Raw genomic sequence first — 25,791 nt, forward strand, 5'->3', positions numbered from 1 at the left:
TTGGTGCCCAACCAGATCCTGGTCTCCCTCACGACCGAAGGGTCGGCCGCTGCCCACGCAGCGACCGGTCTGACGGCCTGGGGCTGGCTGCTCGTCGCGATGCCGCTCGCCGGCGCAGCCCTGCTGCTGCTCGGCGGACGCGCGACGGACGCCGTCGGCCCCTACCTGGCCACCGCCCTGTCCTGGGCGTCCTTCCTCCTCGGTGCCGCGCTGCTCGTCGCGATGCTCGGCGTCGACGCGGGGGAGCGGGCCTCTCACCTCGACCTCTACGAGTGGATCCCCGCCGGGGCCTTCCAGCTCTCGGCCGGCATGCTCGTCGACCCGCTGTCGATCAGCTTCGTCCTGCTCATCACCTTCGTCGGGTCGCTCATCCACGTGTACTCGCTCGGGTACATGGAGCACGACCCCGACCGCCGGCGCTTCTTCGCCTACCTCAACCTCTTCGTCGCCTCGATGCTGCTGCTCGTCCTCGCGGACAGCTACCTGCTGCTCTTCGTCGGCTGGGAGGGCGTGGGTCTGGCGTCCTGGCTGCTCATCGGCTTCTGGAACCACCGCGCCGCCTACGCGACCGCCGCGAACAAGGCCTTCGTCGCCAACCGCGTCGGCGACCTCGGCATGGCCCTGGCCATCGCGCTGATGTTCGCCACCTTCGGCGCGGTCGACTTCGCCAGCGTCGACTCCGCGGTCGGGGGCGCCTCGACCGGCGCGCTGACCGCGATCGGCCTGCTGCTGCTCCTCGGCGCCTGCGGCAAGTCCGCGCAGTTCCCGCTGCAGAGCTGGCTCGGCGACGCGATGGCCGGCCCGACGCCGGTCTCGGCGCTCATCCACGCCGCGACGATGGTCACCGCCGGTGTCTACCTCGTCGTGCGCAGCCACACGATCTTCGACGCGGCGCCGGACGCGCAGCTCGTCGTCGCGATCGTCGGTGCGATCACGCTCGTCTACGGCGCGGTCGTCGGCTGCGCGAAGGACGACATCAAGAAGGCCCTCGCGGCCTCGACGATGAGCCAGATCGGCTACATGATGCTCGCCGCGGGTCTGGGCCCGGTCGGCTACGCCTTCGCGATCTTCCACCTCATCACCCACGGCTTCTTCAAGGCCGGGATGTTCCTCGGCGCCGGCTCGGTCATGCACGGCATGGGCGACCAGGTCGACATGCGCCGCTTCGGCGGGCTGTCGCGCGCCATGAAGATCACCTGGGTCACCTTCGCCCTCGGCTGGCTGGCGATCCTCGGTCTGCCGCCCTTCTCCGGCTTCTGGAGCAAGGACAAGATCATCGAGGCCGCTTTCGTGGGCGAGGGCTGGCGCCCGTGGGTCTTCGGGCTCGTCGCGCTCCTCGGCGCCGGCGTCACGGCCTTCTACATGTCGCGCCTGTTCTTCATGACCTTCCACGGCAAGCGCCGGTGGACCGACGACGTGCACCCGCACGAGTCGCCCGCGGTGATGACGATCCCGATGATGGTCCTCGCCGTCGGCTCCGCCGCCCTGGGTGGCGCGATGGTCCTCTTCGACTTCCCGACCTTCCTCGAGCCGGTCTTCGGCCACCACGAGCACGAGGAGCCGGTCCTGCCGATCCCCGTCCTCATGGCCGCGACGATCGTCCTCGTCCTCGCCGGGGCTGCGCTGGCCTACCTGCGCTACGTGCGCGAGGAGGTGCCGCAGGTCGCACCGCGGGGCTCCGTCGCCACGCGCGCCGCCCGCGACGACCTCTACCAGGACCAGCTCAACGCGAACTTCCTGCAGTGGCCCGGGATCCACCTGACCCGCAGCCTCGCCTTCACCGACAAGGCCGGTGTCGACGGGGTCTTCAGCGGGCTGGCCGCCGCCGTCGGCGGCTCCTCGTCTCGCCTGCGTCGCGTGCAGTCCGGCTACGCGCGCAGCTATGCCCTGACGATGCTCACGGGCGTCGTCGTCCTCCTCGGTGCACTGTGGGTGATGAACTGATGACCGACCTCCCCTGGCTGTCGCTGCTCGTGGCGCTGCCCCTCGTCGGGGCCGCGGTCACGGCTGCCCTGCCGGCCGCCCTCGCCAAGCGCTTCGCGCTCGGCACCTCGCTGCTCACGCTCGCCGTGGGCATCGCGGCGGCCTCGCAGTTCGTCATCGGGTCCTCGGAGCAGTTCCAGCTCACCGAGCAGTACTCGTGGATCCCCCAGCTCGGCGTCTCGTGGGCCCTCGGGGTCGACGGCATCTCGCTGGCCCTCGTCCTCATGGCCCTCGTGCTCGCGCCCGTGTGCATGGTGGCCGCCTGGGACGACGTGCCCGGCGGGCGCTCGGAGAGCACGTACTTCGCGCTGCTGCTCTCGCTCGTGCCCTTCATGGTCGGCGTCTTCGCCGCCACGGACGTCTTCCTCTTCTACGTCTTCTTCGAGGCGATGCTCATCCCGGTGTACTTCCTCATCGGGATGTACGGCGGGGAGCGCCGCCAGTACGCGGCCGTGAAGTTCCTCCTGTATTCGCTGGCCGGCGGGCTCATCATGCTCGTCGCGGTCATCGGCCTGTACGTCGTCGGCCCCGGTGGCACGGACGGCTTCATGATCGAGCGCCTCACCGGTCTCGACATCGCGCAGGACACCGAGCGCTGGCTCTTCCTCGGCTTCTTCATCGCCTTCGCGATCAAGGCGCCGATGTGGCCGCTGCACACGTGGCTGCCCGACGCCGCGGCCGAGTCGCGGCCCGCGGTCGCGACCCTGCTCGTCGGCGTGCTCGACAAGGTCGGCACCTACGGGATGATCCGCTTCTGCCTCCAGCTCTTCCCGGAGGCCAGCCAGTGGGCGACGCCGGTCGTCGTCGTGCTCGCGCTCGTCTCGATCGTCTACGGCGCGATCCTCGCGATCGGCCAGTCCGACATGATGCGCCTCATCGCCTTCACGTCGGTGAGCCACTTCGGCTTCATCGTCCTGGGCATCTTCGCCTTCACCTCGACGGCGCACGCCGGGTCGAACCTCTACATGATCAACCACGGCTTCTCGACGGCGGCGCTCTTCCTCGTCGCGGGCATGCTCATCGCCCGCCGGGGCAGCCGTCGCATCGACGCCTACGGCGGCTGGCAGCGGGTGACCCCGGCCCTGGCCGGCGTCTTCCTCGTCGCCGGTCTGTCCGCGCTGTCGCTGCCCGGCCTGTCGACCTTCGTCTCGGAGTTCCTCGTCATCACCGGCACCTTCCAGCGTTACCCGGCAGCCGGTGTCGTCGCCTCGCTCGGCCTCGTCCTGTCCGCGCTGTACGTGCTGCTCATGTACAAGCGCGTCATGACCGGCCCCGCGCCGGTCGTCGTCGAGGGCGCGGTCACGCGTCTCGAGGGCCCGGACACCGGCGGTCAGGACCTGCCGTACGTGCGTGCCGACCTCGACGAAGGGGTGACCCCGGCCCAGATCGGCCCGGTGCGCGACCTCGGGCTGCGCGAGAAGGTCGTCGTCGCACCGCTGCTCGCCGCCCTCCTCGTCATCGGCTTCTTCCCCAAGCCCGTGCTCGACGTCCTCGACCCGGCGGTGCAGCGCACGCTGCAGGTCGTCGGGGTCAGCGACCCGGCACACGACGCCCCGGCGGACACCGCCTCGACCCACGGGAGTGACCACTGATGCCCGCCGTGCTCACCAGCCTGCCGATGGCAGGCGACTTCGAGATGGCCGACATCGCGTACGCCGCGGTCGCGCCGATGGTCGTCGTCTTCGCCGGCGCCATCCTCGGGGTGCTCGTCGAGGCCTTCGCGCCCCGTCGGCTGCGCTACCCGCTCCAGCTGGGCATCTCCGTCGTCGCCCTCCTCGGCGCGCTCGTCGCGCTCGTCGTGCCCTCGGGCGACGACGTCACCGGGGCCACCGTCGACGGCACCCTCGCGATCGACGGGCCGAGCCGCTACCTCATGGGCGCGCTGCTCGTCCTCGGTCTCGTCGGGCTGCTCGCCATGGCCGAGCGCTTCGGCGGCGACGGCCCGGACGCCTTCACGCCGATGGGCTCGGCGACCCCGGGCTCGCAGATGGAGAGCGCCGCGGCGCGCGCCGGCTGGGCGACGACCGAGGTCTTCCCGCTGACGCTCTTCTCCCTCGCCGGCATGATGATGTTCACCGCCGCGAACGACCTGCTGTCGATGTTCATCGCCCTCGAGGTCCTCTCGCTGCCGCTCTACCTCATCACCGGGCTGGGCCGCCGCCGCCGGCTGCTCTCGCAGGAGGCGGCGCTGAAGTACTTCCTCCTCGGCGCCTTCAGCTCGGCCTTCTTCCTCTTCGGCGCGGGCCTGCTCTACGGCTACGCCGGCTCGGTGCGCCTCAGCGCCATCGCGCAGGCCGCGAGCACCTCGACCGGTGAGATGGAGGGCCTGCTCCTGCCGGGCGTCGTCTTCCTCCTCGTCGGCCTCCTCTTCAAGGTCGGCGCCGTGCCCTTCCACTCGTGGACGCCGGACGTCTACCAGGGCGCCCCGACCGCCGTCACGGGCTTCATGGCCGCGTGCACGAAGATCGCCGCCTTCGGCGCCCTGCTGCGGCTCGTCTACGTCGGTCTCGAGACCACCCGCTGGGAGTGGCACATCGGGGTCGTGGCGATCGCCGCCCTGACGATGGTCGTCGGCGCCGTGCTGTCGGTCACCCAGACCGACATCAAGCGCCTCCTTGCCTACAGCTCGGTCGCGCACGCGGGCTTCATCCTCGTCGGCGTCCTCGCCTTCGACCAGACCGCGATCTCCGGCGTGCTCTTCTACCTCGTCGCCTACGGCGCCTCGACGATCGCCGCCTTCGCCCTCGTGGCCATGGTGCGCGAGCGCGGCGCGGAGGCCACCCACCTCTCCCAGTGGGCGGGGCTCGGGCGCAGCCACCCCTTCGTCGCCGCGGCGATGACGCTCATGCTGCTCGCCTTCGCGGGCATCCCGCTGACGTCGGGCTTCACGGCGAAGGTCGCGGCCTTCGTGCCCGCGGTCCAGCACGGCGGCCTGTCGGGCATCGTGCTCGTCGTCATCGGCGTGCTCGCCAGCGCGGTCACCGCCTTCGTCTACGTGCGGATCATCGTCCTCATGTACTTCACCGAGCCCGCGGGCGAGGTCACGCTCGCCCAGCCGGCGCTGCTCTCCGTCGTCGCGATCGCCGTCGGCGTCGTCCTCACGGTCCTGCTCGGCGTCTTCCCCGGCCCGCTCCTCGACCTCGCGGCGTCCTCGAGCGTCTTCGTCCGGTGACCTCGGTGACGAGCTCGACGCCTGGCATCATCGCGGTCCCCGGGGCCAGCGACGACCTCACCGCACGGCTGCTCGACGGTCTCGAGCGGGTCGAGCGGGTCATCCTCGAGCGCACGCGCCACGAGGACGACTTCATCAGCGAGGCCAACCTCCACCTCGCGCAGGCGGGGGGCAAGCGCTTCCGCCCGATGCTCACGATGCTCGTCGCCGAGCTCGGCGACGGCATCACCGACGAGGTCGTCGCCGCGGCGGCGGGGGTCGAGCTGACTCATCTCGCGAGCCTGTACCACGACGACGTCATGGACGAGGCGGACATGCGGCGCGGGGCGCCGAGCGCCAACGCGAAGTACGACAACTCCACGGCGATCCTCGTCGGCGACCTGCTCTTCGGCAGCGCGTCGGACATCATCGCCGACCTCGGCCCGCAGGCCGTGAAGATCCAGGCGCAGACCTTCATCCGGCTGTGCACGGGTCAGATCCGCGACGACCGGCCCTGCCCCGAGGGCGAGGACCCGCAGGCGTACTACCGCAGCGTGCTCGCCGACAAGACGGGCGTCCTCGTCGCGACGGCGGCGCGCTACGGCGCGATGTTCAGCGGGGCGACCCCCGAGGTCGTCGCCATGGCCACGGAGTACGGCGAGCGCCTCGGCGTCGCCTTCCAGCTCGCCGACGACCTCATCGACGTCGCGTCGCTCTCGGGCGAGAGCGGCAAGACGCCGGGCACCGACCTGCGCGAGGGCAAGCGCACCCTCCCGGTGCTCCACGCGCTCGCGTCGGACGACCCGGCCGACGCCGAGCTGCAGCGCCTCCTGCTCTCCGACCTCGACGACGACGCCGACCTCGCCCGCGCCCTGGAGCTGCTGCGCGCCCACCGCGCGATGGACCTGGCCCGCGAGGAGACCCTCGCGGTCGGTCGCGGTGCGAGCGAGGTGCTCGCCCCGCTGCCGGACAGCGACGCGAAGGCTGCGCTCCTCGCGCTCGCCGAGAGCGTCGTCACCCGCGCCGGCTGACCCGGCTGCGCCTCGCGGCGAGCACCGAGTCGACCGACAGGACGACGAGGGCGACCCAGACGATCCCGAAGCCGACCCACCGGCTGCTCGGCATGTGCTCGCCGAGCAGCGCCAGCCCGATGACGAGCTGGGCGACGGGGGTGATGAACTGGATGAGCCCGATCGTCACGAGCGGGATCCGCCGGGCCGACTCCGCGAAGAGGACGAGCGGCACGGCGGTGACGACGCCGGACAGGACGAGCAGGGCCGGGTGGAGCGGCGCGTCGAGGGTGAAGGTCGAGACCCCCGTCAGCCCGAGCCACAGCAGCACGCCCGCGGCCAGCGGGGCGAGGGCCACGGTCTCGGCGCTCAACGACTGCAGGGCGGGCAGCGAGGCGCCGAGGCGCTTCTTGATGAGGCCGTAAGTGGCGAAGGACGCCGCGAGGACGAGTGAGATCCACGGCACCGTGCCGGCGACGACGGCGAGGTAGATCCCCGCGCTGGCGCCGATGGCCACGGCGACCCACTGGAGCGGCCGCAGCGTCTCGCGCAGCACGAGGACGCCGAGCGCGATGGTGACGATGGGGTTGAGGAAGTAGCCCAGCGCCGCCTCGTGGGTGCGGCCCTGGGTCACCGCGTAGACGTACACGCCCCAGTTGACGGCGATGACGTAGGCGGCGAGCGCGACGGCGAGCGCCAGCCGTGGGCGGCTGCGCAGCAGCCGCGCCAGCCCGACGAGCTCGCCGCGCACCAGCAGCACGCCGAGGCACACGACGAGGGTCCACACGATGCGGTGGGCGAGGATCTCCCACGCGCCCGAGGGCTCGAGCGCGTGGAAGTACAGCGGGAAGAGCCCCCAGATGAGGTAGGCCGACCAGGCGGCCAGCAGACCGAGTCGGTGCGATCGCTGCTGGTCGGGGGAGGGTGGCGTCACGACGTGAGGATACGACCGCACGCGACGGGGGACCGACCCGCCTGGTGCGGGTCGGTCCCCCTTCGTGGTGGTCCGGCTCAGCGCTTGGGGTGGCCGTGGCCCTCGCCGTTCTGCGGCCCCTTGCCGCGGTTCTTCGGCCACACCATGATCACCGCGGGGCGCGGCTGCGTGTTGCCCTGGTACGGGAAGGTCGAGAGCACGTTCGTCGTGCTCGCGCCGGTGTCCTCGCCCGGGTGCTGCACGGCGGCGAAGACCACTCGGTCGTCCCACTGGATCAGCGGGCCGCAGCACTCGGAGTACGCGGGCACCGAGAGCAGCTGCTGGAGATGACCGGCCTCACGGCCCTCGAGCGGGTAGAGGTACATCCCGTCGCAGTGGCCGAGCGCGTTGCCGTCGGTGGAGATCCACAGGTTGCCGTCGCCGTCGAAAGCGAGGTTGTCCGGGCACGAGATCGGGCTGACCTCGCTCTTGTCGTAGCCCAGGAAGTAGGTCTGCGGGTCCTGCGGGTCGCCGCACACGAGCACGAGGCGCCACGCGAAACGGGTGCCCGTGTGGTCGCCGCGCCGCTCGGTGATCTCGAGGACCTGGCCGTGCTTGTTGCTCGGCCGGGGGTTGGGGCCGTCGACCTCGGCGGCCGTGCGGCGGCTGTTGTTCGTCAGCGCGGCGTAGATCTTGCCGGTGACGAGGTTGGGCTCGACGTCCTCGGGGCGGTCCATCTTCGTCGCGCCGACGGCATCGGCCGCGAGGCGCGTGTAGACGAGGACCTCCTCGTGGGTGAAGCCGGGGACGGCGGAGCGACCGCCCTGGGTGAGCGGGACCCAGCGGCCCTGGCCGTCGTGGGTGCCGTCGGCCTCGCCGTCGAAGGTCGCGACGTAGAGGTCGCCCTCGTGGAGGAGGGTCGCGTTGTGCCGGCGGTCGCCCTTGCGGTAGCGCTTCGCGCTGACGAACTTGTACATGTAGTCGTAGCGCTCGTCGTCACCCATGTAGGCGACGACGTGGCCGCTGTCGCTGATGATGACGTTGGCGCCCTCGTGCTTCATCCGGCCGAGCGCGGTGAGCTTCTTCGGCGTCGACGTGGGGTCGAGCGGGTCGACCTCGATGATCCACCCGAAGCGGTTGGCCTCCTGCGGCTCACGGGTGAGGTCGAAGCGGGGCTCGACCCGGTCCCACGCGTGCTGGGCGGTGCTGCCGGAGGCGAGGCCGTAGCGCTTCAGGGCCTGACCGGCGCGGTCGGAGCCGGCGCTCGCGGGCTGGGTGAAGTAGCCGTTGAAGTTCTCCTCGCCCGACAGGACGGTGTCCCACGGGGTCGTGCCGCCGGCGCAGTTGCCGAAGGTGCCGAGCGCCCGGACGCCGCGGGGGTCGGCGGAGGTGCGCACGAGCTCGCTGCCGCGGACCGGGCCGACGATGTCGAAGGGGGTGACCGCGGTGATCCGTCGGTTGAGCGGGGCGGCCTTGCGGTAGGTCCAGCGCGAGTGCTTGTCGCGGCGTCGCATCTCGACCACGGACATGCCGTGGGCCATCATCGTGATCCGCACCTGGTCGTCGGTGAGCGAGGACGCACCCGCGTACCCGGCGAACATCAGCTCGTTGTTCGTGTACTCGTTGTTCGCGACGAGCACGGCCTCCTTGCCGTTGCGGTTCGTCGGGATGACCCCCACGTAGTCGCAGTTGTAGCCGAACTGGCCGGCCTGGGCGGCCGAGGTCTGGCGGTCGAAGTCGAAGGCCGGCGCGCCGGGGAGGATCGGGTCGCCCCACGCGATGATCGGCGCCCACTGGAAGCCCTTGGGCACGACGACCTCGTCGGTGCCGGCGGGGACGGGGTCGATGCCCTCGAAGCCGAAGGGGGAGGTCGGGCGGGGGAGGTGCGGACGCCCCTTCGTCCCGGGCCCGAGGGCCGCGGCGGCGGGCTGCGCCCCCGCGACGCCGGCGAGGCCGACGAGGGTGGCGGCGGTGGCGCTCAGCGCGCCGGCGCGCAGCACGGAGCGGCGCGAGGAGGCGACGACGTCGCCGAAGTAGGCGTTCTCGCTCGTGTTCGGGACCGGCTGCGAGCACGCGTCGGCGCACTTCCACGTGCAGGTCATCGGGGAGCGGCTGCCGTCGCGGTGGGCGACGGCGAGGGGGAGCTGGGTGCGCGGTCCGGCGTGCGGGCTCATGGCTGTCCTAGGTCTCGACGAGGGGGTGCTCTCGCAACCTAGGGACGGCTCGCGCACACGGGGTGTCGGCCGGGTGAGCAGGAGGCAAACGTCGGGCGACCCCCGCCGGTCGGGCCGGCAGGGGTCGCCCTGGGGGTGTCGGGTGGTCCCGAAGGGGGAGCCTCAGCTCTCCTCCGGGTCACCGTCCTCGGCCTCGGTGACGGAGGGGTCGACGAGGACCGACCACGTGTCGTGGCCGTGGAGCAGCTCGGTGAGCGCGGCGTCGTCCGCCGGGCCGCCGGCGACCTCGACGGCCGAGGAGACCTGGGCTCGGACCTGGTCGTCGTACGTCGGGCGCTCGACGGCGCGGAAGATGCCCATCGGCACGTGGGTCATCGCCGTCGAGTCGAGGCGGCTGATGGCGAAGGCCTGGCTCGGGTCCGGCGCGGCGGGGTCGTGGACGACGACGCGGTCGGCCCACCCCTTCGTGCTGATCTCGCCCTCCGGCACGAACTCGACGCCGCCGGACTCGCCGCGCACGAGGACCTGACGGGCCTCGGCGTCGCCGGCCGTCACGGGCTCGCCGTCGACGAGGTGGACCAGACGCGCCTGCTGCTGGTCGCGGTCCTTGATGAGCTCGAAGGCGCCGTCGTTGAAGATCGGGCAGTTCTGGTAGATCTCGACGAGCGAGGTGCCACGGTGCTGCGCGGCGGCCTTGAGCACCGAGGTGAGGTGCTTGCGGTCGCTGTCCATCGTGCGCGCGACGAAGGTCGCCTCGGCGCCGAGCGCGAGCGAGACGGGGTTGAAGGGGGCGTCGAGGCTGCCCATCGGGCTCGACTTCGTCACCGTGCCCGGGTCCGACGTGGGGGAGTACTGGCCCTTCGTCAGCCCGTAGATCTTGTTGTTGAAGAGCAGGATCGTCATGTTGACGTTGCGGCGCAGCGCGTGGATGAGGTGGTTGCCGCCGATGGACAGCGCGTCGCCGTCACCGGTGACGACCCACACCGACAGGTCCTCGCGGCTCGTCGCCAGACCCGTCGCGATCGCCGGCGCGCGGCCGTGGATCGAGTGCATGCCGTACGTGTCGAGGTAGTACGGGAAGCGCGACGAGCAGCCGATGCCCGAGACGAAGACGATGTTCTCGCGACGCAGGCCGAGCTCGGGCAGGAAGCCCTGGACGGCCGCGAGGATCGCGTAGTCGCCGCAGCCGGGGCACCAGCGCACCTCCTGGTCGGAGGTGAAGTCGCGCTTGGTCTGGCGCGCGTCGTCCTCGCCGAGGGCGGGGACGCCGTCGGTGCCGCGGGCCGTCGTGGGGATGCCGAGATCGATCGACATGGTCAGACCTCCTTCGCCGCGGAGGTGATGACCTCTGCGAGCTCGGTCGTGGTGAAGGGCAGCCCGCGCACCGAGGTGTGGGAGCGGACGTCGACGAGGTACTCCGCGCGCAGCAGCATCGCGAGCTGGCCGAGGTTCATCTCGGGCACGACGACGCGGTCGTAGGCGCGCAGCACGTCACCGGTGTTGGCGGGGAAGGGGTTGAGGTGACGCAGGTGGGCGTGGGCGACGGGGGTGCCCGCGTCGCGGACCTGGCGCACCGCCGCGGCGCACGGGCCGTAGGTCGAGCCCCAGCCGAGGACGAGGACCTTCGCCTCGCCGCTGGGGTCGTCGACCTCGAGCTGCGGGCTCGTCGCGGCGACGCCGGCGACCTTGGCCGCACGGGTGCGGACCATGAAGTCGTGGTTGTCCGGGTCGTAGCTGATGTTGCCCGTGCCGTCGGCCTTCTCGATGCCGCCGATGCGGTGCTCGAGACCGGGCGTGCCGGGCACGGCCCAGGGGCGGGCGAGGGTCTCGGGGTCGCGCAGGTAGGGCAGGAAGATCTCCTCGCCCGACTCGTCGGTGGCGTTCGGGCCGGTCGCCAGCTCGACGGTGAGGTCGGGCAGGTCGGCGACGTCGGGGATGCGCCAGGGCTCGGAGCCGTTGGCGAGGTAGCCGTCGGACAGGAGCATGACGGGCGTGCGGTAGGTCGTCGCGATGCGCACGGCCTCCACGGCGGCGTCGAAGCAGTCGGCCGGGGTCTGCGGCGCGATGACGGGCACGGGCGACTCGCCGTTGCGCCCGTAGAGCGCCTGGAGGAGGTCGGACTGCTCGGTCTTCGTCGGCAGGCCGGTGCTCGGGCCGCCGCGCTGGACGTCGATGACGACGAGCGGCAGCTCCAGGCTCACGGCCAGGCCGATGGTCTCGGCCTTGAGCGCGACACCCGGGCCGGAGGTCGTCGTCACGCCGATCGCCCCGCCGAAGGAGGCACCGAGCGCGATGCCGATGCCGGCGATCTCGTCCTCGGCCTGGATCGTCGTCACGCCGTGGCGCTTGTAGCCCGACAGCGCGTGGAGGATGTCGCTCGCCGGGGTGATCGGGTAGGACCCGAGGACGAGCGGGCGGCCGGCGCGGTGCGAGGCCGCGACGAGACCCAGCGCGAGCGCGGCGTTGCCGGTGATGTTGCGGTATGTGCCGTGGGCGGCGGTCGCCGGGGCGACCTCGTAGGAGACGGCGAAGTCCTCGGTCGTCTCGCCGTAGTTCCAGCCTGCCTTCAGGGCGGCGAGGTTGGCCGCGAGGATGTCGGGCTTCGCGCCGAACTTGCGGGCGAGGAAGTCCTCGGTGCCCTTCGTGGGCCGCGAGTACATCCACGACAGCAGGCCGAGGGCGAACATGTTCTTCGCCCGCTCCTTCTCCTTGCGGGTGAGGGAGTCGTGCTCGGCGAGGGCCTCGACGGTGATGCTCGTCAGCGGCACGGCGTGCACGTGCCAGGACTCGAGGGTGTCGTCCTCGAGCGGCGAGGTCTCGTAGCCGACCTTCTTGAGGTTGCGCTTGGAGAACTCGTCGGTGTCGACGATGATCGTCGCCCCGCGGGGCACGTCGCGCAGGTTGGCTTTGAGCGCGGCCGGGTTCATCGCGACGAGCACGTCGGGCGCGTCACCGGGGGTGAGCACCGCGTGGTCGGCGAAGTGGAGCTGGAAGGAGCTCACGCCGGGGAGCGTGCCCTGGGGCGCGCGGATCTCGGCGGGGAAGTTCGGCAGGGTCGAGAGGTCGTTGCCGAGCAGGGCGGTGTCCGCGGTGAAGCGGTCTCCCGTCAGCTGCATCCCGTCGCCGGAGTCGCCGGCGAAGCGGATGATGACCTGGCTCTTGGTCTCGACGGTCTTGGTGCTCATGGTTGGCGCTGCTGCCCCTGACGTGTCCGGGTCGAGCCCCCGACGGAGATGACCGAGAGCCATCTTCGATGGTAAGTCTGACCTCACCTCTGCACCGAATCGTCTGCCTTATGAGATGCATAACGCAGCGTTATGCATCCTTCGGGGTGGGAGAGGGCGAAGGGGGAGGTGCGGGCATCATGGGCGCACCCGAGCGAAGGAGCCCGACGATGAGCGAGACGACCGCCCCGCTGCGGGTCGAGGACGACGGCCACGTGCGGCTGTGGACCCTCGACCGGCCCGATCAGCGCAACCCCGTGACCGGCGCCGACATGATCGAGGCGATCGAGGTCGCGGTCGACGCGGCGAACGACGACGCCCAGGACGGCTCGCTGCGTGTCGTCGTCCTCACCGGCGCCGGCTCGGCCTTCAGCAGCGGTGGCGACGTCAAGGCGATGCGGCGCGGCGATCCCCCCTTCGGCGGCCCGGTGAGCGGGAGCCGCGAGGGCTACCGGCGCGGGGTGCAGCGCATCCCGACGGCGATGGCGCGGCTCGACGTGCCCGTGGTCGCCGCCGTCAATGGCCCGGCCGTCGGCGCCGGCTGCGACCTCGCGCTCATGTGCGACCTGCGGGTTGCCTCGACCTCGGCCTTCTTCGCCGAGTCCTTCGTCCAGCTCGGGATCGTCCCCGGCGACGGGGGTGCGTGGCTGCTCAGCCGTCTTCTCGGCCCGACGCGGGCGTCGGAGATGGTGCTCACCGGCGACCGGGTCGACGCGCAGCAGGCGCTCGACTGGGGGCTCGTCAACGCCGTCGCCGAGCCCGACGAGCTGCTCGACGTCGCCCGCGCGCTCGCCGGGCGGGTTGCGAAGAACCCTCCGTCCGCCGTGCGGATGGCGAAGTCCCTGCTGCGTGACGCGCCCGAGGTCTCGCTGCGTGCGTCGCTCGAGACGGCGGCGGCGATGCAGGCGGTCGCCCACACGACGCAGGACCACCGCGAGGCGGTCGACGCCCTGCTCGAGCGACGTCCTGGGACATACACGGGCCGCTGACCGCGCGCGTCGGCGGCGTCGCACCACGCGTCGACCGCACCGCGTCACGGGTCGACGGCACCGCATCAGAAGGGTGGGGCGGTCGCGACGGCGCCGTGGTCGACGGTGTCGTGGCGGGCAACGACGCCGGACGTCGTGGGCTGCGTCGGTGTCGACGGATCGGGTGCGCCCGTGGTTTCGTGCGAGGCCGCCTCTGCAGGTGCCTGAGCGGGTGCCTCCGCGGGTGCGTACGCGGTCGGCCAGGTGAGCCGCTGGGTACCGGCTGGTGAGACCCACTCCGCGCTCCCGTCGGCGTGCAGGACGTAGCTCCACGCGGGTGCGTGCTTGACGCGGTGGTGGTGCCGGCACAGGGCCGACAGGTTGGCGCCGCAGGTCGGCCCGCCGGGCCAGGCCGTCGCGTGGTCGAGGTCGCACGCGACCGCCGGTCGGTCGCAGCCCCACATGCGGCACCGGGTGTCGCGCAGCTCGACGAGTCGCCTCACCGAGGGCGGGGGGACATATCCCGTCGTCGAGGTCTCGAGCACGGTGCCGGTCTCCGGGTCGAGCAGGGCGCGAGTGACGCGGCTGTCGAGGCGCTCGACGACCTGCTGGACGACGAAGCCCGGCACCCAGCCGATGCGGGGGATCTCGACTCCACCGACCCAGGGCTCCACGGTCGCGCCGACGTCGATCAGCCGGCCCTCCGCGGCGCTGACGGCCCGTGCACCACCCGCGGTCCTCGTCTCGCCAGCAGGCCTCGTCTCGCCGGCAGGCCTCGTCTCGCCAGCAGGCCTCGTCTCACCCGCGGTCCTCGTCTCGCCAGCAGGCCTCGTCTCACCCGCGGTCCTCATCTCACCCGCAGTCTTGACGTCGCCCGGGCCCTCCGCCTCGCCCGCCTCGCTCGGCCCGCGCACGAGCGCCAGCCCGAGCGTGACGTGGGTGCTCACCTCGACCCCGCGCAGGGCGAGGTCGGCGAGCGCCAGCGCACGCGCAGGCCCCACGCGCAGGTCGGGGTCCTCGCGCTGACGCTCGCGAGCGATCTCGCAGACCCCGGCCATGAGGACGTGAGCGGTCTCGCTCGGGAGGCACGCGACGAGCTCCGTGGTGCCGAGCGGGCCGGGATAGGTGCGCACATCGGTCCGCTCGCGCCGGTTGACCTCGGCCCGGGACTCGCGCCAGCCGGGGTCGGTGCGGTCCAGCACACGCCGGCAGGCCTGGGCGAGGTCGTGCCGGTCGAGGGCCTCGATCCGGGGCACGTCGGTGCCGCGCATCGGCGCGAGCACGTGGGCCACGACGGCCGCCGCCGCGTCGCGGGAGGCGTCCTGCGTCTCGTCGGCGACGAGGCGCAGGGTGCGTTCGGTGACCGCACCGTCCATGAGCGGGCGGATGAGGGGGTCGAGGTCGTCGCCGAGGCGCACGGCCAGCCGGCTGCGCGTCCGGGCGTCGTGATCGCTGCAGCCGAGCGCGAGGGCGATCGTGTCGCTCGCCAGCTCGGCCACCTCGCCCGCAGGGGCACGCGTCTCCAGCGTCGAGCCGTCCGGTCCGGTCTCGAACCCGCGCCGGGCGAGCTCGGCGAGGATCGCCAGCTGCGCCGCGTCGGCCGAGCGTCGGACACGCTCGACCGCGACGGCAGCGGCGGTCAGCATGGCGACGTCCTGGGACGGCGCCAGGGTGGCGGCGGTCATCGTCGTCACCTGCATCCCGGAGACGACCTTGTCGCAGAGGCCCTCGATCTTGTCGAACATGTGTTCGATCATGGTCGAGGGGTCTGACAACGTCCTCCAGGGCGAGGAGACAGAGACAGGAGCCAGGGAGAGAGGGGCAGGGAGAGAGGGGCAGGGAGAGAGGGCACGGAGAGAGGGGGCAGAAGGGGGACGGGGGTGGCGGGAGGTCTGGACCCAGGAGCGCACAGCAGGGTGCGGCCCTACGGCCGAGGTGCTCGAGGAGGGCCGTCGTCTGCCGGCTCTGCGCGTCGCGCTCCTGCCGGTGCTCGTGCCGGTCGTCAGGCGGGCGCCGGGGTAGTCCCCGTGGGTGGGAACGAGTGCCGTCCGCCCGCTCGCCGCGCGGTCACGGGGTGAGACCGGCCAGGGACCTGTCGTCCCCGGGCCCAGGACACGTCCGGACGAGGAGCCGTCCGAGGGCTCGATCGGCCGGACCGGCGGGGAGGCGCGTTCGTCCCCCTGAGCGGGGACGAGCAAGGGCGAGGGTGTGCCGAAGGGGTCCGATCGGCCAGGTCGGCGGGAAGGCGCGTTCGTCCCCCTGGGCGGGGACGAGCAAGTGCGAGGGCGTGCCGAAGGGTCCGATCGGCGAGGTCGGCGGGAAGGTGCGTCCGTCCCCCCGGGCAGGAGCGACCGCTGACGGGGACTCGAGCGAGGGCCCGACCGGCCGGGTCGGCGGGGTGTGGGCTCGTTCCCCTCGGCGGGGGCGAGGGCCGCGGGGGGCCGTCGGTCGGGGCCGTCGACGTCCGCCCGACCCTCGGCGTCCGACCGACCCTCGGCGTCCGACCGACCCTCAGCGTCCGACCGACCGCCTACGCCGGCTGACCCTCGACCAGCTCGGCCTGGCCGCGAACGGGCGTGAAGCCCAGCCTGTCGCCGTACCCGAGCCCGGGCAGCAGGGGCGCGAGCAGCTCGACGACGGTTGCCGGCTGGTGGTGCATCGGCTTGGTCTCGGGGTGCGGGTGGTAGACCAGCGCGGCGACCTCACGCCCCTCGTGCGTCACCGTGCACTCGACGAAGGAGAAGGTCTCAGCCCCGTGCACGTCGGTCCACTCGACCCCTTCGACGGTCCACCGCGGCGCGAGGAGGTGCAGCGCGAAGGGTGAGATGTCGAGGTTGATCGTCGCGGTGTGGAAGCCGGACAGGTCGACCCCGCGGGCGGCGAGATGGGGAGCCTGCAGCTCGATCGTCCCCGCGGCGAAGGGGGAGGCCGCCCCGGTCCCCGAGGCGACCCCGTGGCCGCGGACGACGACCCCTTCGACCCGCTGGACGCTGCTCGTGCTCATCGCCCCAGTGTGCGGGGAGCGGGCCTTCAGCGCACGAAGGCGGGGGTGAGCGGCGGGCTCCACAGCTCGCCGTTGCGGGCCTTCGAGGCGCCGATGACGTGGATGACGACCGCGACGACACAGATGAGCGGGTAGGTGATGAACCCGATGAGGATGACCATGAGCAGCGTCGACAGGATGAGACCGATCGCCGTGACGATCTGGACGTTGAGGCTGTTCACGGCGTGCGCCCGGACGAAGTCGCCGCGGTCCTTGTACATGAGGTAGACGACGAGGCTCGCGACGAAGCCGAGCGTGCCGGCCGACAGCGGGATCGCGATCGCCGGGGCGAGGTGGGCGAGCATCCCGTAGTTGCGCTGGTCCTGTGGTGAGAGCACCTGCTGCTGCTGCCACGGCTGGGGCACGCCCTGCTGCGGCACGCCCTGGTAGCCCTGCTGCGGCACGCCCTGGTAGCCCTGCTGGCCGGTGCCCTGGTAGCCCTGCGGGTCACCGCCACCCGGGGGCGGGGGCGCCTGGCCGTGCGGGTCCCGGGGGTCCTGCGGCTGCGTGTCGTGCTGGTCGTGGTCGTGGGGCTGCGTCATCGTGAGCTCCTTCGTCGTGCCTGCGTCGAGGCTCCAACCTCCCATCCTCACCGCTCCTCGCACCATGGCGGGCCCACCCCGACGTGCGGTGGGGCTGTCCCCACCCCGTCGCCCTCCTGTCCCCGCCGCGCCCCCACGTGTCGGCCCAGGAGGCGGCGGACCGGTGACTAGGGTGTGGAAGGTGGAGGGCTATGTCGTCGTCGCCGGGACGCTGCTCGCGGGCATCGCGCTCGTGGTCGCGGCGTGGACCGCGCGCCGTCTCCTCGCCCCCTCGGCCCCCACGCCGGCGAAGACGACCACCTACGAGTCCGGCGTCGACCCCCTCGGCGACGGGTGGACCCAGGGGCAGGTGCGCTACCTTGCCTACGCCTACCTCTACGTGATCTTCGCCGTCGACGCCGTCTACCTCTTCCCGTGGGCGCTCGTCCTGCGCACCGACCTCGGGGTCGCGAGCCTGATCGAGGTCGCCATCTTCATCGGGGTCGTCCTCGTCGGCCTGCTCCACGCCGCCCGTCGCGGTCTGCTGAGGTGGGCGTGATGACGACCGACCTGCCCATGCCCCGCCCCCGCGAGCACGAGCCGCGCGTCGGTGTCGTCGGGGGCCACGCGCCCCGCCCGATGAAGGTCGTCCTCTCGTGGGGACGCCGGTACAGCCTGTGGGTCTTCAACTTCGGGCTCGCGTGCTGCGCGATCGAGTTCATCGCCGCGTCGATGTCCCGGCACGACTTCATGCGGCTCGGTGTCATCCCCTTCGCCCCCGGCCCCCGTCAGGCCGACCTCATGGTCGTCTCCGGCACGGTGACCGACAAGATGGCGCCGGCCGTGCGTCGGCTCTACGACCAGATGCCCGAGCCGAAGTACGTCATCTCCTTCGGCGCGTGCAGCAACTCCGGCGGGCCGTACTGGGACAGCTACTCGGTGACGAAGGGGGTCGACCAGGTCGTGCCCGTCGACGTCTACGTGCCCGGGTGCCCGCCGCGCCCCGAGGCGCTGCTCCACGGCATCATGCGGCTCCAGGAGCGGATCGCCGCCGAGGAGCTGAGCACCCAGGGGCTGCGTCGCAAGTACGCCGGCCACCGTCTCGCCGACGCCGCCGAGGTGCAGCGCGGGCTCGTCTCGCCGCCGCCGGCCCGACCGGGCGGGGCGAGCGATGCCTGAGGTGCGTCTCACCGCCGCCCTCGAGGAGTGGGTGCGCGCCGTCGGCGACGCCCGCGACCAGGGCTACGTCTTCTTCGACTGGCTGAGCGCCGTCGACCAGCACGACGACGCCGAGCAGCCCGGCCTCGACGTCCTGTGCCACCTGCTCGACCCGACCCCGTCGCCCGAGCGCGACCAGCGCACCCTCCTGCTGCGCACCCGCGTCGCCGACGGCGCGGCGCTGCCGAGCATCACCGGCGTCTTCGCCGGCGCGGCCTGGCACGAGCGCGAGACCCACGAGATGTTCGGCGTCGAGGTCGAGGGCTTCGACGACGGGTCCGGGCTCGGGATGCGGCCGCTGCTCCTGCCCACCGGCTTCGAGGGGCACCCCCTGCGCAAGTCCTTCGTCCTCGCCTCCCGCGCGACGAAGCCCTGGCCCGGCGGCAAGGAGCCCGGCGAGGGCCACTCGACGCGCTCGCCGTCGCGGCGCCGCGTCCAGGCGCCCGGGGTGCCCGGGCCCGAGTGGGGGAGCGAGGATGAGTGAGCTCGAGGTGCTCGCGCGCAGCCTCGGCGCGCTGCTCGCCGTCCTCGTCCTGCCGCTCGTCGTCGGCTACGGCGAGCACAAGGTCATGGCGCACATGCAGGGCCGGCTCGGCCCGATGTACGCCGGTGGCTTCCACGGCTGGGCCCAGCTCGTCGCCGACGGGGTGAAGTTCGTCCAGAAGGAGGACATCACCCCCGCCGCCGCCGACCGCCGTGTCTTCCGGCTCGCCCCCGCCGTCGCCCTCGTCCCCTACGTCCTCGCCATCGCCCTGCTCCCCATGCACCCCGCCGGCGCGCTCGCCGAGGTGCCCGGCTCGGTCCTCGCCGTGCTCGCCGTCACCGGTGTCGGCGCGCTCGGGACCCTCATGGCCGGCTGGGCCTCGGCGAACAAGTACGCCCTCATCGGCGCGATGCGCTCGGCCGCCCAGCTCATCTCCTACGAGCTGCCGATCGTCCTCGCCGTCGCCTCCGTCGCCATGGCGGCGGGCAGCCTCTCGCTGAGCGGGGTCGTCCTCGCGTGGCACCCGGCGTGGCTGCTGTGGCAGGTCGTCGGCGCGGTCGTCTTCCTCGTCGCCGCGGTCGCCGAGCTGCAGCGGCCCCCCTTCGACGCCCCGATCGCCGACTCCGAGGTCGTCATGGGGCCGTGGACCGAGTACTCCGGGCTGCGCTTCGCCTTCTTCATGCTCGCCGAGTACGCCGGCATCGTCGTCATGTCCGTGCTCTTCGCCGTGCTCTACCTCGGCGGCTGGCGCGGCGTCGGCGTCGACGCGGTGCCCGCGCTCGGCGTCCTGTGGGTGCTCGCGAAGGCCGGCGTCGTCGCCTTCGTGCTCATCTGGGTCCGTGTCAGCTGGCCGCGCCTGCGCGAGGACCAGCTGCAGCACCTCGCCTGGGCGCGCCTCGTCCCGCTCGCCCTGCTCCAGATCGCCGTCACGGCCGTCGGGGTGGTGGTCACCGCATGAGCCCGAAGGGGGACCGCAGCATCGTGCCCGGCCTCGTCACCGGCATGGTGACGACGGCCAGGCAGATGCTCGCGCCCGTGCGCACGGCCGAGTACCCCGACGTCGCGCCGGACCTGCCGGCCCGCTCGCGCGGGGTCATCGCGCTCGTCGAGCAGAACTGCACCTCGTGCATGCTCTGCGCCCGAGAGTGCCCCGACTGGTGCATCTACATCGACTCGCACAAGGAGACCGTCGAGGCCCCGGCCGGCGGCGGTCGCGCCCGTCAGCGCAACGTCCTCGACCGCTTCGCCATCGACTTCTCGCTGTGCATGTACTGCGGCATCTGCGTCGAGGTCTGCCCCTTCGACGCGCTGCTGTGGAGCCCGGCCTTCGAGTACGCCGAGGGCGACATCCGCGACCTGCTCCACGAGAAGGAGCGGCTCGGCCAGTGGGTCGAGACCGCCCCCGCGCCGCCGCCGCTCGACCCCGGCGCCGAGCCCGCGTCCGAGGTGAGCGCCGCGAGCAAGCCCGCGCGGGGAGGTCGCGCACGTGGCTGAGAGCGCCCTCGTCGTCCTCGGTCTTGTCACCGTGCTCGCCGCCGTCCGCGCCGTCACCTCGGCCCGGCTGCTGCGCGCCGTCCTCTGGCTCGTCGTCGCCCTCCTCGGCGGCGCGGGCATCTACCTCGCGCTCGGTGCCGAGCTCGTCGCGCTCGTGCAGGTCCTCGTCTACGTCGGGGCCGTCGTCGTCCTCTTCGTCCTCGCGCTCATGGTGACGCGCTCACCCCTTCGCCCCCTCGCCGAGCACAGCGGCCCGCCCGCGCGGCGCGTCGTCGCCGCCCTCGCCGGGCTCGGGACCACCGGTCTGCTCCTCCTCGTGCTGCTGCCGCTCGCCCGGTCGTGGGAGGAGGGCGAGCCGCGGGCCGCCTCGAGCGAAGGGATCGCCAGCCAGGTCTTCGGGACGTGGGTGTGGCCCTTCGAGCTGCTCTCGCTGCTGCTGCTCGTCGCCCTCGTCGACGCGCTCGCGATCACCCGGGAGCGCGGCACCTCGACGCGTGGTCGGCGATGAGCGCTCAGGTCGCCGTCGTCGTCGCGTCCGTCCTCGCCGGGGTCGGGGTCTACGGGGTGCTCGCCCGGCGCAACGCGATGCTCGTCCTCGTCGCCCTCGAGCTCGTGCTCCTCGCCGCCGGGGTCCTCCTCGTCACCGCCGGCGCCCACGGGCCGGACACGACCGCGAGCGGCAACGTCCTCACCCTCTTCGTCATCACCGTCGCGGCGGCCGAGGTCGTCCTCGCGCTCGCCGTCCTCGTCGCCGCCTACCGCGCCCGCGGCCACGTCGACCTCGACCGTCCCGCCGACGAGGACGCCCGGTGAGGGCCGCGCTCGCGGGACGCGAGATCCCCCTGCCCGGCGCCGAGATCGGCAGCGTCTCCTTCGACCCCTCGCTCTCGCTCACGGCGACGACGCTGACCATCGCGGCCGTCGTCCTGCTCGTCACGCTCTGCGTCCAGGTGTACTCGCTGTGGTACCTGCGCGACGACCCGCGCCGCCGCTCCTTCCAGAGCACGGTCACGCTCTTCGGCGCGGCGATGCTCCTCCTCGTGCTCTCCGGAGACCTCGTCCTCAGTCTCGTCGGCTGGGAGGTCATGGGCTGGTGCTCCTACCTGCTCGTCGGGCACGACTCCGCCCGGCCCGCCGCCCGCCGGGCGGCGCACAAGGCCTACCTCGTCACCCGGGCCGCCGACATCGCGCTCGTCAGCGGTGTCGCGCTGCTCGTCGCGGGCGCGGGCACGACCTCGCTGGTGGGCATCACCGAGCACTGGCAGAGCACCGGGGCACGCCTGCTCGGCGCCCCGCTCGTCACCTGGGCGCTGCTCATGGTCGTCGTCGGCGTGCTCGGCAAGGCCGCGCAGCTGCCCTTCTCGGACTGGCTGCCCGACGCGATGGAGGGCCCGACCCCGGCCTCGGCCCTCATCCACGCCGCGACGATGGTGGCCGCCGGCACCGTGCTCCTCGCCCAGCTCGCCCCGCTGCTCGCGTCGGCCACCGGCGCGCGGGTCCTGCTCGGCCTCAGCGTGTCGGCGACGATGGTCCTCGGCGCGCTCCTCGCGGCCCTGCAGGCCGACGTCAAGCGCCTCCTCGCGTGGTCGACGGTGAGCCAGGTCGCGATCATGCTCTCCCCCTTCGCCCTCGTCGGCGCCGGTCCCCAGGACCACGGCGCGGTCGGCGCGGGCCTGGCCCACATGTACGGCCACGCGCTCTTCAAGGCGCTGCTCTTCCTCACCCTCGGCTGGCTCGCGACGACGGCCGGCGGGACCGCGGCGACGCGTCTGACCGGGGCGGCGCGACGCCACCCCGTCGCGCTCGTGTCGTGGGCCCTCGGGCTCGCCGCCCTCGCCGGGGTGCCCGTGCTCGTCGGCGGGGTGAGCAAGGAGCACGTCGTCGCCGTCGCCCTCGCCTCCACCCGTGACGCGGGACGGTCCGGCGAGCCCGCGTGGCTGCCGGTCCTCGTCCTCGGCGCGCTCCTGCTCACCGTCGTGCTCACCGCCGCCTACAGCGCGCGGGCGTTCGTCGTCCTCGCGGTCGGCCGGCGCGACGAGGTGGCGCGCACCCGGGCGGTCATGCCGCCGGCGATCGTCGCCGTCCTCGTCGTCCTCGCCGCCGGCACGACGCTGGGCGCGATCGCCATCTGGCTCGGCGCCTTCGACCCCGCGGGGCACGCCTCGCTGCTCCTGCTCCTCCTCGTCACCCTGCTCGTCCTGCTCGGCGGGGCCGCCGGCGCGTGGGCCTGCCTCGACCGGGACCCCGTCGGCGACGGCACGGGCCGCGCCTCCCGCCTCGCCGCCGCCGGGCTGCACGCCGACCGGGTCTACGTCGCGGGGGTCGTCGTACCGGTGCTCGCGCTCGCCCGGCTCGTGCGCTTCGTCGACGACGCCGTCATCGGCACCTACGTGCGCGGCGCCGGGTGGCTCGGCGCCGGGCTCGGCGGGGCCGGAGAGGTCGCGCACCGGCGCAGCCGGCCCGGCAGCGCCACCCTGCTCGTCGCGCTGGCGCTCCTGCTCCTCCTCGGGGCCACCCTCGTCGTCCTGCTCACCGAGCCCGCCGCGTCGCCGGGGGTGCTCGGATGAGCCTCGTCCTCGCACTGGCGCTCGCCCTGCCCGTCGTCGCCGCCGTCGCCCTCATCGGCGGCGCGGGCCGCGGCCGGTCTGCCCAGGTCGTCGTCGTCACCTCGCTCGTCTCGCTCGTGCTCCTCGTCGTGGCGTGGGCCGGCGGCGGGGCCGTCGACCTGCCGTGGCTGCCGGCCCTCGGGCTGCGCCTCGCGCTCGCGGTCGACGGGCTCTCCGGGCCGCTCATGGCGCTCACGCTGCTCGTCACGGCGCTCGCCGCGCTCGTCCACCGCTCGCGCCCGGCGGACGCGGGCGACGGCAGCGAGGGCCAGGAGGCGAGCGAGGGGACCTTCGCCGCCTGCCTGCTGCTCACCGCGGCCGCCGCGCTGCTCACCTTCACCGCGCGCGACGCGATCCTCTTCGTCGTCGGGCTCGAGTGCGTGCTCGTGCCGATGTGGGTGCTCATCACCCGCTACGGCGACCCGCGCTCGCGCCGCGAGGCGGGCTGGCTCTTCGTGCTCGCCACCGGGCTCGGCTCGGTCGTGCTGCTGCTCGGCGTGCTCCTGCTCGTCCGGCTGTCCGGCACCTCCGACCTCGAGACGCTCGCGGCGACGGCCGGCAGCGGGCTGACGAGCGGCCAGCAGCTGCTCGTCGCCGGTCTGCTCACCGCGGGGCTGGCGATCAAGGTGCCCGTCTGGCCGCTGCACTCCTGGCTGCCCGTCGCCCACTCGAGCGCACCGACCGCCGGGTCGATGCTGCTCGCGGCGGTGCTGCTCAAGCTCGGCACCTACGGGCTCATCCGGCTGCCCCTGGCGAGCGTGCCCGACGGCTTCGCGCAGATCGCCCCGGTGCTCGGCGTGCTCGGTGTCGTCGGCATCCTCTGGGGCGGGCTCGTCTGCCTCGTCGAGCTCGAGCTCAAGCGGCTCGTCGCCTGGTCCTCCGTCGCGCACATGGGCTTCGTCGTCCTCGCGCTGTCGACCGGCACCCGGACCGGCGTCGTCGCCGCGGTGCTCGGGAACCTCGCCCACGGCGTCGTGTCTGCGCTGCTCTTCGCCGTCGTGGGTGTGCTGCGCTCGGGGTGGGGGAGCGGCCTGCTGCGCGACCGGGCCGCCCTGCGCGACACCCACCCCCGGCTCGGGGTGCTCCTCCTCGTCGGGCTCGCCGCCGGTGCCGGCCTGCCGGGGCTCGCGCCCTTCTGGGGCGAGCTCGGGGCACTCGTCTCCGCGTGGCAGCCCGCGACCGACCGGCCCCAGGCCGCCTACGACGTGCTCGCCGTCCTCGCCGCTGCGGGGGCCGCCCTCGGCGGCGCCTACGCCGTGCGCGTCGTGCGCGCCGTGTGGCTCGGCGACGCGAGCCACGGCGCGAGCGCGACCGGGAGCGACCCGGAGGGCGCGGGCGTCGTCGTGCCGCGCGCCGACCTGCTCGTGCTCGTCGTCCTCGCCGTGCTCACCGTCGTGCTCGGCGTGGCGCCCGGCGTCGTCACTTCGCTCACCACGCCCGTCCTCGACGCGCTGCCCGGGGTGGTCCGATGAGCGTCGAGATCTCCTGGCTGCCACTCCTGCCGGTCCTCGGGCCGGCGCTGGCCGCCGTCCTCGTCCTCGTCGTCGACCTCGTCCTGCCCGGCCGGCGCGGCCCGCTCGGCGCGGTCGCGGGCCTCGGTCTGCTCGTCGGGGTCGCGGGCGCCGTCGTGGGCCGGCTCGCCGACGACGCCCGCAGCCTCTGCCCGCCACCGGGCGCGAGCGCTGCAGGCAGCACGTGCCTCGTCGACGTCAGCCCGGCGGGGAGCACCCTCCAGGCGGTGACCCTGCTCGCCGCCGGAGCCGCGCTCGCGCTCCTGCTGGCAGCGCGGGGGGCGGGGGACAGCCTGAGCGACGACGCGAGCGACGACGCGAGCGACGACGTCGCGGTCGTCGCCGGGATGCTCGCCGGCGCCGCCGGTGCGGCCGTCACCCTCGGGGCCCGCGACCTCGGCAGCTGGCTCGTCGGTCTCGAGCTCGCCACCCTCCCCTTCGTCGCCGTCCTCGCCCTGCGCTCCGTGCGAGCGCGCGGCTCGGCGGCGCTCGACCTGCTCGTCACCGCGGTCCTGTCCTTCGCCCTCGCGGCGCTGGGTGCCGGTCTGTGGGTCGTGAGCACCGGCACCCTGCTCCTCGACGGCACGACCTCCGACGGGACGGCGCTCGGCGCTCTCGCCGAGCCCGAGCGCGCTGCGCTCACGGCGGCGAGCGTGCTGCTCGTCCTCGCCGCCGGCTTCAAGCTCGCGCTCGTGCCCGTGCACCTGTGGGCGCCGCTGTCCTACGAGCGCGGCGGACCCGCCGTCGCGACCGCGCTCACCGGGGTCTCCGTGACCGGTGGTCTCGGCGCGATCCTCGTCGTCGTCGAGGCGGTCGGACGGGCGGGGCTGCCGGGCCCGCGCCTGGCCCTCGGGGTGCTCGCCGCGGTGAGCCTCGTGCTCGGCGCCGTCATGGCGTGGCGGCAGGACGACCTCCTGCGCCTCGTCGCGTGGTCCGGCGTCACCCAGGGCGGGTGGGTCGCCGCCGCCGCGTCGGTCGGCGGGAGCGCCCCGGCGGCGGGGTACCTCGCCGTCTACGTCGTCGCGGTCGTCGCCGTGCTCGCCGCGGTCGCCGCCACGGGCACCCGTCTCGTCGACCACACGGGCCTGCTGCGCCGTGACCCCCTCGTCGGTCTCTCCCTCGCCGCCGGGCTGCTCGCCCTCGCCGGTCTGCCGCCCGCGCTCGTCGGCCTGCTCGCGAAGGTCGTCGTCCTCGACGCCGTCGTCACCGCCGGGTCCTGGTGGCTCGCGGGCGCCGCGGTCGTCGGTGCCGTCGTCGCCCTGGCCATCTACCTGCGCTGGCTCGCGGTCGCCCTTCGTCCGGTGCCGACCGCTCTCGTGCAGCCCGACGGCCCCGAGGACGACCTCTCCGACGACGCGGTCGAGGTCGTCACCGGCCGGCGCGGTGCCGCGCCGGTCGTCGCGCTCGTCGCGGCGGCACTCGTCGTCGTCACCTCGCTCGCCCCCGCGCTGCTTCTCTAGCCACCCCACGCACGACGACGCCCCGGGCCAC

Annotated in this window: 22 protein-coding genes; 15 read left to right on the forward strand and 7 right to left on the reverse strand. The window is 73.3% G+C overall.

What is annotated here, in order from left to right; translation table 11 throughout:
- Window positions 1-3: 3 nt before the first annotated feature.
- The 4 genes from nuoL to L6241_RS10800 are packed head-to-tail and all read left to right on the forward strand — an operon-like array spanning window position 4 to window position 6,165.
- Complete coding sequence (nuoL, locus tag L6241_RS10785; RefSeq protein ID WP_268884187.1) at window positions 4-1,944, forward strand: NADH-quinone oxidoreductase subunit L; 1,941 nt, start codon at window positions 4-6, stop codon at window positions 1,942-1,944.
- On the forward strand, window positions 1,944-3,575 hold the full coding sequence (locus tag L6241_RS10790; RefSeq protein WP_368246197.1) for an NADH-quinone oxidoreductase subunit M: 1,632 nt from the start codon (window positions 1,944-1,946) through the stop codon (window positions 3,573-3,575). The genes nuoL and L6241_RS10790 overlap by 1 nt, the downstream gene beginning before the upstream one ends.
- A complete protein-coding gene (gene nuoN / locus L6241_RS10795; protein WP_191564417.1) occupies window positions 3,575-5,155 on the forward strand; it encodes an NADH-quinone oxidoreductase subunit NuoN in 1,581 nt (526 codons plus the stop codon). The genes L6241_RS10790 and nuoN overlap by 1 nt, the downstream gene beginning before the upstream one ends.
- A gap of 5 nt (window positions 5,156-5,160) precedes the next feature.
- Window positions 5,161-6,165 carry a polyprenyl synthetase family protein gene (locus L6241_RS10800; RefSeq protein WP_123092388.1) on the forward strand — a complete coding sequence of 335 codons (1,005 nt, stop codon included), beginning with the start codon at window positions 5,161-5,163 and terminating at the stop codon, window positions 6,163-6,165.
- Here the strand turns inward: L6241_RS10800 and rarD are convergent.
- The 4 genes from rarD to L6241_RS10820 all read right to left on the reverse strand — a co-directional run bounded on the left by rarD (window position 6,149) and on the right by L6241_RS10820 (window position 12,416).
- Window positions 6,149-7,078, reverse strand: a complete 930-nt coding sequence (gene rarD / locus L6241_RS10805) for an EamA family transporter RarD (RefSeq protein ID WP_068276890.1) — start codon at window positions 7,076-7,078, stop codon at window positions 6,149-6,151. The genes L6241_RS10800 and rarD overlap by 17 nt on opposite strands.
- Before the next feature lie 77 nt (window positions 7,079-7,155).
- Window positions 7,156-9,231 carry a PhoX family phosphatase gene (locus tag L6241_RS10810; RefSeq protein ID WP_368246198.1) on the reverse strand — a complete coding sequence of 692 codons (2,076 nt, stop codon included), beginning with the start codon at window positions 9,229-9,231 and terminating at the stop codon, window positions 7,156-7,158.
- Window positions 9,232-9,393: 162 nt separating this feature from the next.
- On the reverse strand, window positions 9,394-10,545 hold the full coding sequence (locus tag L6241_RS10815; protein ID WP_368246199.1) for a 2-oxoacid:ferredoxin oxidoreductase subunit beta: 1,152 nt from the start codon (window positions 10,543-10,545) through the stop codon (window positions 9,394-9,396).
- A gap of 2 nt (window positions 10,546-10,547) precedes the next feature.
- Window positions 10,548-12,416, reverse strand: a complete 1,869-nt coding sequence (locus tag L6241_RS10820; RefSeq protein WP_368246200.1) for a 2-oxoacid:acceptor oxidoreductase subunit alpha — start codon at window positions 12,414-12,416, stop codon at window positions 10,548-10,550.
- Window positions 12,417-12,625: 209 nt separating this feature from the next.
- Here L6241_RS10820 and L6241_RS10825 point away from each other — a divergent pair, with 209 nt between their 5' ends.
- Window positions 12,626-13,444 carry a crotonase/enoyl-CoA hydratase family protein gene (locus L6241_RS10825; protein ID WP_368246202.1) on the forward strand — a complete coding sequence of 273 codons (819 nt, stop codon included), beginning with the start codon at window positions 12,626-12,628 and terminating at the stop codon, window positions 13,442-13,444.
- 65 nt (window positions 13,445-13,509) lie between these two features.
- Here the strand turns inward: L6241_RS10825 and L6241_RS10830 are convergent, their stop codons facing one another.
- The 3 genes from L6241_RS10830 to L6241_RS10840 form a co-directional block, all read right to left on the reverse strand.
- Window positions 13,510-15,168 carry a hypothetical protein gene (locus tag L6241_RS10830; protein WP_368246204.1) on the reverse strand — a complete coding sequence of 553 codons (1,659 nt, stop codon included), beginning with the start codon at window positions 15,166-15,168 and terminating at the stop codon, window positions 13,510-13,512.
- Between the two features lie 785 nt (window positions 15,169-15,953).
- Entirely contained in the window at window positions 15,954-16,427 is a 474-nt protein-coding gene (locus L6241_RS10835) for a hypothetical protein (RefSeq protein WP_251718370.1), read from the reverse strand.
- Window positions 16,428-16,453: 26 nt separating this feature from the next.
- The gene (locus tag L6241_RS10840) at window positions 16,454-17,008 is read right to left on the reverse strand and encodes a DUF4870 domain-containing protein (protein WP_368246205.1); all 555 of its coding nucleotides are present in this window, start codon (window positions 17,006-17,008) and stop codon (window positions 16,454-16,456) included.
- A gap of 181 nt (window positions 17,009-17,189) precedes the next feature.
- Between L6241_RS10840 and L6241_RS10845 the strand changes: the two genes are divergently transcribed.
- Genes L6241_RS10845 through L6241_RS10890 form a run of 10 tightly spaced genes read left to right on the forward strand, consistent with a single transcriptional unit; the run spans window position 17,190 to window position 25,760 of the window.
- Window positions 17,190-17,546 (forward strand): NADH-quinone oxidoreductase subunit A, encoded by a 357-nt coding sequence (locus L6241_RS10845; RefSeq protein ID WP_123092385.1) that lies wholly within the window; start codon window positions 17,190-17,192, stop codon window positions 17,544-17,546.
- Entirely contained in the window at window positions 17,546-18,166 is a 621-nt protein-coding gene (locus tag L6241_RS10850) for an NADH-quinone oxidoreductase subunit B (RefSeq protein WP_368246206.1), read from the forward strand. The genes L6241_RS10845 and L6241_RS10850 overlap by 1 nt, the downstream gene beginning before the upstream one ends.
- Window positions 18,159-18,689 (forward strand): NADH-quinone oxidoreductase subunit C, encoded by a 531-nt coding sequence (locus tag L6241_RS10855; RefSeq protein ID WP_368246208.1) that lies wholly within the window; start codon window positions 18,159-18,161, stop codon window positions 18,687-18,689. The genes L6241_RS10850 and L6241_RS10855 overlap by 8 nt, the downstream gene beginning before the upstream one ends.
- Entirely contained in the window at window positions 18,682-19,647 is a 966-nt protein-coding gene (gene nuoH / locus L6241_RS10860) for an NADH-quinone oxidoreductase subunit NuoH (protein WP_368246209.1), read from the forward strand. Before L6241_RS10855 ends, nuoH begins: the two co-directional genes overlap by 8 nt.
- Window positions 19,644-20,183 (forward strand): 4Fe-4S binding protein, encoded by a 540-nt coding sequence (locus L6241_RS10865; RefSeq protein WP_191562904.1) that lies wholly within the window; start codon window positions 19,644-19,646, stop codon window positions 20,181-20,183. Before nuoH ends, L6241_RS10865 begins: the two co-directional genes overlap by 4 nt.
- A complete protein-coding gene (locus tag L6241_RS10870; RefSeq protein WP_368246210.1) occupies window positions 20,176-20,691 on the forward strand; it encodes an NADH-quinone oxidoreductase subunit J in 516 nt (171 codons plus the stop codon). The genes L6241_RS10865 and L6241_RS10870 overlap by 8 nt, the downstream gene beginning before the upstream one ends.
- Entirely contained in the window at window positions 20,688-20,996 is a 309-nt protein-coding gene (gene nuoK, locus L6241_RS10875; protein WP_251718375.1) for an NADH-quinone oxidoreductase subunit NuoK, read from the forward strand. The genes L6241_RS10870 and nuoK overlap by 4 nt, the downstream gene beginning before the upstream one ends.
- A complete protein-coding gene (locus L6241_RS10880) occupies window positions 20,993-22,750 on the forward strand; it encodes an NADH-quinone oxidoreductase subunit L (RefSeq protein WP_368246211.1) in 1,758 nt (585 codons plus the stop codon). Before nuoK ends, L6241_RS10880 begins: the two co-directional genes overlap by 4 nt.
- Window positions 22,747-24,261, forward strand: a complete 1,515-nt coding sequence (locus L6241_RS10885) for a NuoM family protein (protein WP_252974614.1) — start codon at window positions 22,747-22,749, stop codon at window positions 24,259-24,261. Before L6241_RS10880 ends, L6241_RS10885 begins: the two co-directional genes overlap by 4 nt.
- Window positions 24,258-25,760, forward strand: a complete 1,503-nt coding sequence (locus tag L6241_RS10890) for a proton-conducting transporter membrane subunit (RefSeq protein ID WP_252974615.1) — start codon at window positions 24,258-24,260, stop codon at window positions 25,758-25,760. Before L6241_RS10885 ends, L6241_RS10890 begins: the two co-directional genes overlap by 4 nt.
- The last annotated feature ends 31 nt before the right edge of the window (window positions 25,761-25,791 follow it).

Source organism: Janibacter sp. Y6, from assembly GCF_040900765.1.
GTDB lineage: Bacteria > Actinomycetota > Actinomycetes > Actinomycetales > Dermatophilaceae > Marihabitans > Marihabitans melonis.

Coding starts and splice junctions, on each gene's coding strand:
- L6241_RS10885 (WP_252974614.1), top strand. CDS start 22,747: ATGAGCCTCGTCCTCGCACTGGCGCTCGCCCTGCCCGTCGTCGCCGCC.
- L6241_RS10830 (WP_368246204.1), bottom strand. CDS start 15,168: ATGTTCGACAAGATCGAGGGCCTCTGCGACAAGGTCGTCTCCGGGATG.
- L6241_RS10835 (WP_251718370.1), bottom strand. CDS start 16,427: ATGAGCACGAGCAGCGTCCAGCGGGTCGAAGGGGTCGTCGTCCGCGGC.
- L6241_RS10865 (WP_191562904.1), top strand. CDS start 19,644: ATGAGCCCGAAGGGGGACCGCAGCATCGTGCCCGGCCTCGTCACCGGC.
- L6241_RS10850 (WP_368246206.1), top strand. CDS start 17,546: ATGACGACCGACCTGCCCATGCCCCGCCCCCGCGAGCACGAGCCGCGC.
- L6241_RS10820 (WP_368246200.1), bottom strand. CDS start 12,416: ATGAGCACCAAGACCGTCGAGACCAAGAGCCAGGTCATCATCCGCTTC.
- nuoH (WP_368246209.1), top strand. CDS start 18,682: ATGAGTGAGCTCGAGGTGCTCGCGCGCAGCCTCGGCGCGCTGCTCGCC.
- L6241_RS10810 (WP_368246198.1), bottom strand. CDS start 9,231: ATGAGCCCGCACGCCGGACCGCGCACCCAGCTCCCCCTCGCCGTCGCC.
- L6241_RS10825 (WP_368246202.1), top strand. CDS start 12,626: ATGAGCGAGACGACCGCCCCGCTGCGGGTCGAGGACGACGGCCACGTG.
- L6241_RS10815 (WP_368246199.1), bottom strand. CDS start 10,545: ATGTCGATCGATCTCGGCATCCCCACGACGGCCCGCGGCACCGACGGC.
- L6241_RS10890 (WP_252974615.1), top strand. CDS start 24,258: ATGAGCGTCGAGATCTCCTGGCTGCCACTCCTGCCGGTCCTCGGGCCG.
- L6241_RS10855 (WP_368246208.1), top strand. CDS start 18,159: ATGCCTGAGGTGCGTCTCACCGCCGCCCTCGAGGAGTGGGTGCGCGCC.
- L6241_RS10790 (WP_368246197.1), top strand. CDS start 1,944: ATGACCGACCTCCCCTGGCTGTCGCTGCTCGTGGCGCTGCCCCTCGTC.
- L6241_RS10840 (WP_368246205.1), bottom strand. CDS start 17,008: ATGACGCAGCCCCACGACCACGACCAGCACGACACGCAGCCGCAGGAC.
- nuoN (WP_191564417.1), top strand. CDS start 3,575: ATGCCCGCCGTGCTCACCAGCCTGCCGATGGCAGGCGACTTCGAGATG.
- nuoK (WP_251718375.1), top strand. CDS start 20,688: ATGAGCGCTCAGGTCGCCGTCGTCGTCGCGTCCGTCCTCGCCGGGGTC.